The organism is Pantoea sp. S18, assembly GCF_045689705.1.
GTDB classification, from domain to species: domain Bacteria; phylum Pseudomonadota; class Gammaproteobacteria; order Enterobacterales; family Enterobacteriaceae; genus Pantoea; species Pantoea symbiotica.
Window position 1 is genome coordinate 253,547 of the sequence record NZ_CP142688.1, and the last position, 11,807, is coordinate 265,353.

8 protein-coding genes and 1 riboswitch are annotated in these 11,807 nt (G+C 54.5%); of the genes, 4 read left to right on the forward strand and 4 right to left on the reverse strand.

Going from position 1 to position 11,807, the window contains the following annotated elements; translation table 11 throughout:
- Positions 1-77 precede the first annotated feature (77 nt).
- A complete protein-coding gene (gene rpoC / locus VIJ98_RS01150; RefSeq protein ID WP_323271892.1) occupies positions 78-4,301 on the forward strand; it encodes a DNA-directed RNA polymerase subunit beta' in 4,224 nt (1,407 codons plus the stop codon).
- Positions 4,302-4,367: 66 nt separating this feature from the next.
- On the opposite strand, the gene VIJ98_RS01155 is transcribed toward rpoC, so the two are convergent.
- A complete protein-coding gene (locus VIJ98_RS01155; protein WP_008108404.1) occupies positions 4,368-4,556 on the reverse strand; it encodes a DUF1127 domain-containing protein in 189 nt (62 codons plus the stop codon).
- A gap of 175 nt (positions 4,557-4,731) precedes the next feature.
- Here VIJ98_RS01155 and VIJ98_RS01160 point away from each other — a divergent pair, with 175 nt between their 5' ends.
- A complete protein-coding gene (locus tag VIJ98_RS01160; protein WP_323271893.1) occupies positions 4,732-6,186 on the forward strand; it encodes a PLP-dependent aminotransferase family protein in 1,455 nt (484 codons plus the stop codon).
- A gap of 153 nt (positions 6,187-6,339) precedes the next feature.
- Here the strand turns inward: VIJ98_RS01160 and thiE are convergent, their stop codons facing one another.
- The 3 genes from thiE to VIJ98_RS01175 form a co-directional block, all read right to left on the reverse strand.
- Positions 6,340-6,987, reverse strand: coding sequence for a thiamine phosphate synthase (gene thiE, locus VIJ98_RS01165; protein WP_312184621.1), 648 nt, complete (start codon positions 6,985-6,987; stop codon positions 6,340-6,342).
- A complete protein-coding gene (gene thiC, locus VIJ98_RS01170) occupies positions 6,984-8,906 on the reverse strand; it encodes a phosphomethylpyrimidine synthase ThiC (RefSeq protein ID WP_323271894.1) in 1,923 nt (640 codons plus the stop codon). Before thiC ends, thiE begins: the two co-directional genes overlap by 4 nt.
- A gap of 90 nt (positions 8,907-8,996) precedes the next feature.
- Positions 8,997-9,097, reverse strand: a riboswitch (TPP riboswitch).
- Between the two features lie 233 nt (positions 9,098-9,330).
- Complete coding sequence (locus VIJ98_RS01175; protein ID WP_008108413.1) at positions 9,331-9,837, reverse strand: Rsd/AlgQ family anti-sigma factor; 507 nt, start codon at positions 9,835-9,837, stop codon at positions 9,331-9,333.
- 88 nt (positions 9,838-9,925) lie between these two features.
- Here VIJ98_RS01175 and nudC point away from each other — a divergent pair, with 88 nt between their 5' ends.
- Both nudC and hemE read left to right on the forward strand, forming a co-directional pair.
- Positions 9,926-10,699, forward strand: a complete 774-nt coding sequence (nudC, locus tag VIJ98_RS01180; RefSeq protein WP_323271895.1) for an NAD(+) diphosphatase — start codon at positions 9,926-9,928, stop codon at positions 10,697-10,699.
- A 39-nt stretch (positions 10,700-10,738) separates the two neighbouring features.
- A complete protein-coding gene (hemE, locus tag VIJ98_RS01185) occupies positions 10,739-11,806 on the forward strand; it encodes a uroporphyrinogen decarboxylase (protein ID WP_008108418.1) in 1,068 nt (355 codons plus the stop codon).
- Position 11,807: the final 1 nt, after the last annotated feature.

Here is an 11,807-nt window from a genome sequence, read left to right on the forward strand (position 1 = left end):
TACTCGCAAGTACTGGTTACGGGACGTGCACTTCGGGTGCGCGTCCCTGAGAGTTCCACTCCGACGGGAGCTAATCCGTGAAAGACTTACTTAAGTTTCTGAAAGCGCAAACTAAGACCGAAGAGTTTGATGCGATCAAAATTGCTCTGGCCTCGCCAGACATGATCCGTTCATGGTCTTTTGGTGAAGTTAAAAAGCCGGAAACCATTAACTACCGTACCTTCAAGCCTGAGCGTGACGGTCTTTTCTGTGCCCGTATTTTCGGACCGGTAAAAGATTACGAATGCCTGTGCGGTAAGTACAAGCGTTTAAAACATCGCGGCGTGATCTGTGAGAAGTGTGGCGTTGAAGTTACACAGACCAAAGTACGTCGTGAGCGCATGGGCCACATTGAGCTGGCTTCTCCAACTGCGCACATTTGGTTCCTGAAATCACTGCCTTCGCGTATCGGCTTGCTGCTGGATATGCCACTGCGTGATATCGAGCGCGTGCTGTACTTCGAATCTTATGTGGTTATCGAAGGCGGCATGACCAACCTGGAAAAACGTCAGATTCTGACGGAAGAGCAGTACCTTGACGCGCTGGAAGAGTTCGGTGACGAATTCGACGCGAAGATGGGTGCGGAAGCTATTCAGGCGCTGCTGAAAAATATGGATCTGGAGCAAGAGTGCGAGCAGCTGCGTGAAGAGCTGAACGAAACCAACTCCGAGACCAAACGTAAAAAGCTGACCAAGCGTATCAAGCTGCTGGAAGCGTTCGTTCAGTCTGGTAACAAGCCAGAGTGGATGATCCTGACCGTTCTGCCGGTTCTGCCGCCAGATCTGCGTCCGCTGGTACCGCTGGATGGTGGTCGTTTCGCTACGTCGGATCTGAACGATCTGTATCGTCGCGTGATCAACCGTAACAACCGTCTGAAACGCCTGCTGGATCTGGCTGCGCCAGATATCATCGTACGTAACGAAAAACGTATGCTGCAGGAAGCGGTTGATGCACTGCTGGATAACGGCCGTCGCGGTCGCGCCATCACTGGCTCGAACAAGCGTCCGCTGAAATCTCTGGCAGACATGATCAAAGGTAAGCAGGGTCGTTTCCGTCAGAACCTGTTGGGTAAACGTGTTGACTACTCTGGCCGTTCAGTTATCACCGTTGGTCCATACCTGCGTCTGCATCAGTGCGGTCTGCCGAAGAAAATGGCTCTTGAGCTGTTCAAACCGTTCATTTACGGCAAGCTGGAATTGCGTGGCCTGGCCACCACCATCAAAGCCGCTAAGAAAATGGTTGAGCGCGAAGAAGCTGTCGTTTGGGATATCCTGGACGAAGTGATCCGCGAACACCCGGTACTGCTGAACCGTGCACCAACTCTGCACCGTTTGGGTATCCAGGCGTTTGAACCGGTTCTGATCGAAGGTAAAGCGATCCAGCTGCACCCGCTGGTTTGTGCGGCATATAACGCCGACTTCGATGGTGACCAGATGGCTGTTCACGTACCGCTGACGCTGGAAGCCCAGCTGGAAGCGCGTGCGCTGATGATGTCGACCAACAACATTCTGTCACCAGCGAACGGCGAGCCAATCATCGTTCCTTCACAGGACGTTGTTTTGGGTCTGTACTACATGACCCGCGACAAAGTGAACGCCAAAGGCGAAGGCATGGTGCTGACTGGCCCGAAAGAAGCTGAGCGTGTTTACCGCGCTGGCCTGGCCGAGCTGCATGCACGCGTTAAAGTGCGTATCACCGAATATACAAAGAACGATCAGGAAGAGTTCGTTGCGAAAACCAGCATTATCGACACCACCATTGGTCGTGCGATTCTGTGGATGATCGTTCCGAAGGGCCTGCCTTACTCCATCGTCAACCAAGCGCTGGGTAAGAAAGCAATTTCCAAGATGCTGAACACCTGTTACCGCATCCTGGGCCTGAAGCCGACCGTTATCTTTGCTGACCAAACCATGTACACCGGTTTTGCTTACGCAGCCCGTTCAGGTGCCTCTGTAGGTATCGACGACATGGTCATCCCAGCGAAGAAAGCGGAAATCGTAGCGGAAGCGGAAGCGGAAGTTGCTGAGATTCAGGAACAGTTCCAGTCTGGTCTGGTAACTGCTGGCGAACGTTACAACAAAGTTATCGATATTTGGGCCGCCGCTAACGAACGCGTTTCCAAAGCGATGATGGATAACCTGCAAACTGAAACTGTGATCAACCGTCATGGCGAAGAAGAGCAGCAGGTATCGTTCAACAGCATCTACATGATGGCCGACTCCGGTGCGCGTGGTTCTGCTGCACAGATTCGTCAGCTGGCCGGTATGCGTGGTCTGATGGCTAAGCCAGATGGCTCAATCATCGAAACGCCGATCACCGCGAACTTCCGTGAAGGTCTGAACGTACTCCAGTACTTCATCTCCACGCACGGTGCGCGTAAAGGTCTTGCGGATACCGCACTGAAAACCGCTAACTCCGGTTATCTGACGCGTCGTCTGGTAGACGTAGCGCAGGATCTGGTTGTTACCGAAGATGACTGCGGCACGTTCGAAGGCATCATGATGACTCCGGTCATCGAAGGTGGCGACGTTAAAGAGCCGCTGCGTGAGCGTGTACTGGGTCGTGTAACGGCTGAAGACGTTCTGAAGCCGGGCACTGCGGACATCCTGATCCCGCGTAACACCCTGATCGATGAGCACTGGTGTGATGTGATCGAACTGAACTCAGTCGATGCGATCAAAGTGCGCTCGGTTGTTGGCTGTGAAACCGACTTCGGTGTGTGTGCACACTGCTATGGTCGCGATCTGGCACGTGGTCACATCATCAACAAAGGTGAGGCCATCGGTGTTATCGCAGCACAGTCCATCGGTGAGCCGGGTACTCAGCTGACGATGCGTACGTTCCACATCGGTGGTGCGGCATCTCGTGCGGCTGCTGAATCCAGCATCCAGGTGAAGAACAAAGGTACTATCAAGCTGACCAACGCGAAATCTGTAACCAACTCCTCAGGGAAACTGGTTATCGTTTCACGTAACGTTGAGCTGAAGATGATCGACGAGTTCGGTCGTACCAAAGAGAGCTATAAAGTGCCTTACGGTGCGGTTATGGCTAAAGGTGATGGCGAGCAGGTTGCAGCGGGCGAGACCGTAGCAAACTGGGATCCGCATACCATGCCGGTAATCACCGAAGTGGGCGGTTTCATTCGCTTTACTGACATGATCGACGGTCAGACCATTACGCGTCAGACTGACGATTTAACCGGTCTGTCATCGCTGGTGGTTCTGGATTCTGCAGAACGTACTGCGGGCGGTAAAGATCTGCGTCCTGCGCTGAAAATTGTTGATGCCAACGGAAATGATGTTCTGATTCCAGGTACCGACATGCCAGCACAGTACTTCCTGCCGGGCAAAGCGATTGTTCAGCTGGAAGATGGCGTTAAGATCAGTGCCGGTGACACGCTGTCGCGTGTTCCGCAAGAATCTGGCGGTACCAAGGATATTACCGGTGGTCTGCCGCGCGTTGCTGACTTGTTCGAAGCGCGTCGTCCGAAAGAGCCAGCAATCCTGGCGGAGATCAGCGGTATCATCTCCTTCGGTAAAGAGACCAAAGGTAAGCGTCGTCTGGTAATCACGCCGGTTGATGGTAGCGATCCGTACGAAGAGATGATTCCAAAATGGCGTCAGCTTAACGTATTCGAAGGTGAGCGCGTAGAACGTGGTGACGTCGTATCTGACGGCCCAGAGTCTCCGCACGATATCCTGCGTCTGCGTGGCGTCCATGCTGTGACCCGTTACATCACTAACGAAGTGCAGGAAGTTTACCGTCTGCAAGGCGTTAAGATTAACGATAAACACATCGAAGTCATCGTTCGTCAGATGCTGCGTAAAGCAACCATCTCGAGCGTGGGAAGCACCGACTTCCTGGAAGGTGAGCAGGCTGAATACTCTCGCATCAAGATCTCTAACCGTGAACTTGAAGCGAATGGCAAAATCGGCGCGACATTCATGCGCGATCTGCTGGGTATCACCAAAGCGTCACTGGCAACCGAATCGTTCATCTCTGCAGCATCGTTCCAGGAGACCACGCGTGTCCTGACTGAAGCAGCAGTTGCAGGTAAGCGCGATGAACTGCGCGGCCTGAAAGAGAACGTAATCGTGGGTCGTCTGATCCCAGCCGGTACCGGTTATGCTTATCACCAGGATCGTATGCGTCGCCGCTCTGCGGGTGAAGCACCGGTTGCACCGCAGGTTACTGCGGATGAAGCCTCTGCTAGCTTGGCTGAATTGCTGAATGCCGGTCTGGGCGGAAGCGACGACGAGTAATTCGTCTGCTAAAGCTGACCAATAAAAAACCCTGCCTCGGCAGGGTTTTTTTTCGTCTTCATTTTGTCAGAACTTGCGGCAGACATCTTCGCGTGTCAGTCCGATATCACGCAGCTGATTGTCACTCAGTTTTGACAGGATGCGATGAGTTTCACGCCGTGCTTTCCAGTGTTTAACCATACGTACTGCGCCACGGAAGATATCCAGTAAAGTGACATCAAAAGGTTTAGCCGCGCGGTTTTGATCGAATTCCATAATCCTTGCCCTCAGTAGGTTGCCTGAGATGCATTGTCCAATTCCTGCGCATTATGATACAGACGCAAAAATCACTTATCTTTAACATACAGATTGCGCTGTGATGGATCTGAATGGTAATAATGAGGGCTATCTGTACTGGTTTGTCATGATCTAAGGCTGAGTGAGGCATACGATGACGCGCTACCAACATTTGGCATGTTTGCTTTCAGATCGTATTGAGCAAGGGCTTTACCGCAGCGGCGAGCGCTTGCCGTCGGTGCGCACGCTGAGTCTGGAACACGGCGTGAGTATCAGCACTGTTCAGCAGGCATATCATCTGCTGGAAGAGAAACAGCTGATCGTACCGCAGCCACGATCCGGGTATTTCGTTGCAACGCGCAAAGCGACGCCGCCGATGCCCGCCATAACCCGACCGGCACAGCGCCCGGTGGAAATCACGCAATGGGAATCGGTGCTTGAGTTGCTCAGTAGCCGAACGAACAGCGATGTGTTGCAACTCGGCAGCGGTATACCCGATCTCACTCAACCCACATTGAAACCGCTGTGGAAAATTCAGAGCCGCATGGCGCAGAGGCAGGATACTGACCAGCTCAACTATGACAGTTTGCTGGGCGTCGCGGCATTGCGCGAACAGGTTGCGCGCCTGACGATCGACAGCGGTTGTCAGCTCACGGCAGAAGATATCGTGATTACTACCGGCTGCCATGAAGCGCTGTCGATTTCGATTCGTGCGATATGCCAGGCTGGTGACATCATTGCGGTGGAATCGCCCACTTTCCACGGCACCATGCAAACGTTGCGCGGCTTCGGCATACGTGCCATCGAGATTCCTACCGATTCGGTCACCGGCATTAGCCTGGAAGCGTTGGAACTGGCGTTCGAGCAGTGGCCGATCAAAGCGGTGGTAGTAGTGCCAAACTGCAATAATCCGCTGGGCTTTATCATGCCGGAATCTCGCAAACGTGCGCTGGTAACGCTGGCGCAGCGTTTCGATGCCGCGATTATTGAAGACGATGTGTATGGTGAGCTGGCGTGGGAGTATCCGCGTCCAGTTACCATCAAGTCGCTGGACAACGATGGCCGCGTGTTGCTGTGCAGTTCGTTCTCCAAGACGCTGGCGCCGGGACTGCGTGTCGGTTGGGTGGCGCCGGGGCGCTATCGCGATCGCGTGCTGCATATGAAATACATCAGCACCGGATCGACGGCAACACAGCCGCAGCATGCGGTCGCCGAGTTTATTCGCCTTGGTCATTATCTTCCGCACTTGCGGCGCATGCGTCAGGTGTATCAACGCAACTACGAAACTTTCAGCTGTTGGGTGCGCCACTATTTCCCATGCGGAATTTGTGTGTCGCGTCCTCAGGGCAGCTTCCTGATGTGGATTGAGTTGCCAGAGGCGTTTGACGCAGTCAGGCTCAACACCGAATTGCGGGAGCTGAACATGCAGGTTGCGGTCGGCTCGCTGTTTTCGGCCTCGGGCAAGTATCGCAACTGCTTGCGCCTGAATTATGGTTTGCCAATGAATGAGCATACGGAGCAGGCGATAGCCCAACTCGGTGCAGCGGTAGAACGTGCCATGCTGGCTTGCAGTGTAGAAACCGTGCATACCTCCTCCCTGACCATGTAAAGAAAGGCAGGGCTGGGAGAGGTTAAGACCAGCCCTGGCCCGCTGCAAGCGACAGCGGGCAGGCATACTTTAGCTTTATCAGGAAAGGACGCTAGCCATCACATCACGCTGCTGCGCGGCAGATTCCAGCGTTTCATCCTTACTTACCACGCATTACATTGCTTTTGCAGGTTCGATTCCATTTTCCACTAGTGACAGCAACTGCTGCGTTGCTGCGCGCCAGTCTGCGGCATGGGTAATCGCGCTCACCACCGCAATACTTCCCACGCCAGTGGCCAGCACTTCAGGCACGCGCGCCAGTGAAATACCGCCAATCGCCACGGTTGGCATATCCTGTAAACGCGTCAGATGGCGTTTCAATTCCACCACGCCCTGCGGCGCAGAAGGCATGTCTTTGGTTTGCGTAGGATAGATGTGGCCAAGCGCAATATAAGAGGGGCGCAGCGCCAGAGCCCGATCCAGCTCGGCATCGTCATGCGTCGATAAACCCAGACGCAATCCTGCCTCACGGATGGCCGCCAGATCGGCGACATCGAGGTCTTCCTGGCCAAGGTGCACGCCATAAGCGTGATATTTAATGGCTAATCGCCAGTAATCATTGATAAACAGCCGAGCGCGATACTGTTTGCCAAGCGCAATCGCCTCGCGCACGGCATCTTCCACCTCATGATCTTCACAATCTTTGATGCGCAGCTGAATGGTGCGCACGCCGGCTTCCAGCAAGCGTGCGATCCATTCCACGCTATCAACAACCGGATACAGCCCCAGTTTTGGGGCCGTGGCAGGAAAGGCGTCGGTCATACATTTTCCTCTTTAAGGGTATCGGCAGCGTGATAAGGCTCGCCGCCACGATTGCGGAAGGCATCCGACATTTGCGCCATACCAATCTCTATCGGCTGAGCTTCAGCCTGTTGGCGTGCGGCAAACTCGCGCACTTCCTGAGTAATTTTCATTGAGCAGAATTTTGGGCCGCACATCGAACAGAAGTGCGCGACTTTGCCTGATTCCTGCGGCAGGGTTTCATCGTGATAGGCGCGTGCGGTGTGCGGATCAAGCGCCAGATTGAACTGATCTTCCCAGCGGAATTCAAAACGCGCTTTCGACATCGCATTGTCGCGGATCTGCGCGCCCGGATGACCTTTCGCCAGATCCGCTGCGTGCGCGGCGATCTTGTAGGTGATCAGCCCTTGCTTCACATCCTCTTTATTCGGCAAACCGAGGTGCTCTTTTGGCGTCACGTAGCACAGCATGGCGCAACCGAACCAGCCAATCATGGCCGCACCGATGCCGGAAGTGAAATGGTCGTAGCCGGGCGCGATATCGGTGGTGAGCGGGCCAAGCGTGTAAAACGGCGCTTCGTGACAATGCTCAAGCTGTTCGGTCATATTGCGACGAATCATCTGCATCGGCACATGGCCCGGACCTTCAATCATCACCTGCACATCATATTCCCAGGCGATTTTGGTCAGTTCGCCCAGCGTATGCAGTTCGGCAAATTGCGCCTCATCGTTGGCATCCTGAATTGAGCCGGGACGCAAGCCATCGCCCAACGACAAGGCAACATCGTAGGCGGCACAAATTTCACAAATCTCGCGGAAGTGCAGATAGAGGAAACTTTCGGTGTGATGTGACAGGCACCATTTCGCCATGATCGAGCCGCCGCGCGACACAATGCCGGTCAGGCGTTTGGCCGTCATTGGCACGTAGCGCAGTAGCACGCCAGCGTGAATGGTGAAGTAGTCGACACCTTGTTCCGCCTGCTCCAGCAGCGTGTCGCGGAAAATCTCCCAGTTGAGATCTTCTGCAATACCGTTCACTTTCTCCAGCGCCTGATAAATCGGCACTGTACCAATTGGCACCGGGCTGTTGCGCAAAATCCACTCACGCGTTTCATGAATGTAGCGGCCGGTTGAGAGATCCATCACGGTGTCTGCGCCCCAGCGCGTCGACCATACCAGCTTCTCCACTTCTTCTTCAATTGATGAACTCACCGCCGAGTTACCAATGTTGGCATTTACCTTCACCAGGAAGTTGCGGCCAATGATCATCGGTTCGGATTCGGGGTGGTTGATGTTAGAAGGGATGATGGCGCGGCCGCTGGCGACTTCCTTGCGGACAAATTCAGCGGTGATATTTTCCGGCAGATTAGCGCCAAAGCTGTGGCCTGGATGCTGCTGTAGCAGCACTTCACCGCGAATACGCTCGCGGCCCATGTTTTCACGCAGCGCAATAAACTCCATCTCGGGCGTGATGATGCCCTGACGCGCATAGTGCAACTGGGTAACCCGGCGACCCGCTTTGGCGCGGCGCGGTTGTGGCAGATGCTCAAACCGCAGGTGATCCAAACCTTCATCCGCCAGACGTTGCTGCGTGTAGCTGGAACTTAGCTGGTGGATAGTTTCGCTGTCGCCACGTTCTTCGATCCAGTTGGCGCGTAGTCTTGCAAGTCCCTGATGCACATCAATAGTGGCTTGAGGATCGCCATAAGCACCGGCGGTGTCGTATACCGGCACCGCTTCATTCGGCTCATATTGCGGATGTTCTTTGCTGCCGCCGATATGTGTCGGGCTGAGCTGTATCTCACGCATTGGCACGCGAATATCCTCGCGGCTGCCAGTGATCCAGATACGTTTGGAGTTGGGGAAAGCAGTTCCCTGCAGGGAATCGATAAATTCTTGCGCCTGAGCGCGTTGTTCTCGACGAGACGTTTTAGCAGACATAGCAAGTTTCCGGTAAAGGTTGGAAGTTGCTTGTCCAGAGTTCGGAAGGAGTAACAGCGACGATGCTGGGCGCCAGCTTGCAACGTGCTGATGATGTCTACTCTTGTTCCCTTCGCAGGTACTAACCTGATCAGGTTCCGCGGATCCCGAATTAACGGTCTCAGCCCCAGAGGGCACTCCGACAAGGTTGTGTTTTGTGGTTTAAGCTACTTTGCTTGCCATTTTGCACCTGGGCAGTGCTCGTGACCGTCACGTACTACGTGTACGCTCCGGTCCCTGCGCGCTGTCCGAGTGCAAACTGGCTGCGCACGCTACGCTTAAACCGCAAAATTTGCCTCTTCATGTTTTGAAGAGGCAATAAAAAAAGCCCATTTAGCATAAGAGGGCTTTTCTTGAATAACAAGTTTTTTACATCTTCGGGATGTTAAGCCGGGCGGGCGATGACGCTGTCGTTGGCAACTGGCGGACGCGCCAGTTGGTGATCCCAGGCGAGCTGCACCAACTTATCTTCCAGCGTAAAGCGCGATTCCAGCACCTCGCCGACTTCGGAGAGCGCGGTTTGAAAATCCACGCAATTATCATCGTTAATCGCTTGCTGCAGATGGGTGTCGTAAAGCTGCATGATGCGATCGGTATTCGCCTCGAGTGCCGGATAAATCTGCGCGGCCACGATTAATGGGCTATCACCCTGCATCTCACTAATGATGTGTTCATACACGCTGAAATGGCCGGTAGACAGGTAATCCACCAGGTTGTGACAAAATGCATCCAGCGCCTGTTCATCCAGCGCGGTTAACGCATCTTTTTGTGGCTTCATGCCAATAAGCTCGTAGTAAGTGACGAGCAGCTGTCGACGGGCGCGCAGCCATGAATCCACCAATTCATTTCTGCCACCTACACGCTCTGTCAGGTTCTCTAACTGGTTAAGCATATGGGGCTCCAGGTAGGTTATAGTTGTTTATTACACACTTAATATTAGGATTTCAGCGTGCGATTTGACGCTAAGGACAACGATTAAGATGCAACGTGAGATCTCAAGCTTAGACGCTGGTTGGTGGGTTGTCAGCCATGAGCAAAAACTTTGGATGCCGCAGGGTGAATTGCCGCATGGCTTAGCCACCGATTTTGGCCTGAACGGCAGCAACGGCATTTTGATTGGCGAGTGGCAGGGCGAGAATGTCTGGCTGGTACGCGAATCGCGCCCGGACAGCATGGGCTCTGTGCGCCAATTGATTGATGAAGATGTCGGCCTGTTCCAAATCGCCGGGCGTGGCGTGCAGCTGGCGGAGTTTTACCGCTCGCATCGCTGGTGCGGTTATTGCGGCCATGAGATGCACATCAGCAAACGCGAATTTGCCTGCTTGTGCAATCACTGCCGCGAGCGCTATTACCCGCAAATTGCGCCGTGCATCATCGTGGCCATTCGCCGTGGCGATGAGATCCTGCTTGCCAATCATGCGCGCCATCGCAACAACATCTATACCGTGCTGGCTGGCTTCGTCGAAGTGGGCGAAACCTTAGAACAAGCGGTAGCGCGGGAAGTGATGGAAGAGAGCAACGTGCGGGTGAAAAACGTGCGCTACGTAACTTCGCAGCCGTGGCCGTTCCCGCACTCTCTGATGATGGCGTATATGGCGGAATATGATGGCGGCGATCTGCAACACGACGGTAAAGAGCTGCTGGATGCCGGTTGGTATCGATATGACGATCTGCCGCTGTTACCGCCGCCCGGCACGGTGGCGCGTCGTCTGATTGAAGATACCGTTGCCCTGTGTCGCGCCAGCGCGGCGTGAAAATGCTACACTGCCGGCCTTAGCATGAGAGAGCCCATTATGAGTGAACTGAAGAACGATCGTTATCTGCGCGCCCTGTTACGTCAGCCGGTAGATGTCACGCCGGTATGGATGATGCGACAAGCCGGGCGCTATTTGCCGGAGTACAAAGCCACGCGCGCTGAAGCCGGTGATTTTATGTCGCTGTGTAAGAATGCTGAGCTGGCGTGTGAAGTCACGCTGCAACCGCTGCGTCGCTATGCGCTGGATGCGGCAATCCTCTTCAGCGATATCCTCACCATTCCTGATGCGATGGGACTTGGGCTCTACTTTGAGACCGGCGAGGGCCCACGTTTCTCCAATCCGATCACCTGCCGTGCGGATGTCGACAAACTGCCGGTGCCGGATCCAGAGCAAGAACTCGGTTATGTGATGAACGCGGTGCGTACCATTCGTCACAACCTAAAAGGCGAAGTGCCGCTGATCGGTTTCTCCGGTAGCCCGTGGACGCTGGCAACCTATATGGTTGAAGGCGGCAGCAGCAAAGCTTTCACTAAAATCAAAAAGATGATGTACGCCGAGCCGCAAACCCTGCACAAGCTGCTGGATAAGCTGGCCGACAGCGTGATTCTTTATCTCAATGCGCAGATCAAAGCTGGCGCGCAGTCGATCATGGTGTTCGACACATGGGGCGGCGTGCTGACTGGCCGCGACTATCGCGAATTCTCGCTTTACTACATGCACAAAATCGTCGATAGCGTGCTGCACGAGAATGAAGGTCGTCGCGTACCTATTACGCTATTCACCAAAGGTGGCGGCCAATGGCTGGAAGCGATAGCGGCGACCGGCTGCGATGCGCTGGGACTCGACTGGACCACCGATATCGCCGATGCGCGTCGTCGCGTGGGTGACAAAGTGGCGCTGCAGGGCAACATGGATCCTTCCATGCTGTATGCGCCGCCAGCGCGCATCGAGCAGGAAGTGGCCGGGATTCTCGAAGGTTTTGGCGCGGGCGAAGGCCACGTGTTTAACCTGGGCCACGGCATCCATCCAGATGTGCCACCTGAGCATGCCGGAGCGTTTGTTGAAGCGGTGCATCGTCTGTCACGTCCTTATCATCAGGGCTGAT

Excerpts from the sequence above, each read along its gene's own strand:
- thiC (WP_323271894.1), bottom strand. The coding sequence starts at position 8,906 with ATGTCTGCTAAAACGTCTCGTCGAGAACAACGCGCTCAGGCGCAAGAA.
- VIJ98_RS01175 (WP_008108413.1), bottom strand. The coding sequence starts at position 9,837 with ATGCTTAACCAGTTAGAGAACCTGACAGAGCGTGTAGGTGGCAGAAAT.
- VIJ98_RS01160 (WP_323271893.1), top strand. The coding sequence starts at position 4,732 with ATGACGCGCTACCAACATTTGGCATGTTTGCTTTCAGATCGTATTGAG.
- VIJ98_RS01155 (WP_008108404.1), bottom strand. The coding sequence starts at position 4,556 with ATGGAATTCGATCAAAACCGCGCGGCTAAACCTTTTGATGTCACTTTA.
- hemE (WP_008108418.1), top strand. The coding sequence starts at position 10,739 with ATGAGTGAACTGAAGAACGATCGTTATCTGCGCGCCCTGTTACGTCAG.
- nudC (WP_323271895.1), top strand. The coding sequence starts at position 9,926 with ATGCAACGTGAGATCTCAAGCTTAGACGCTGGTTGGTGGGTTGTCAGC.
- thiE (WP_312184621.1), bottom strand. The coding sequence starts at position 6,987 with ATGACCGACGCCTTTCCTGCCACGGCCCCAAAACTGGGGCTGTATCCG.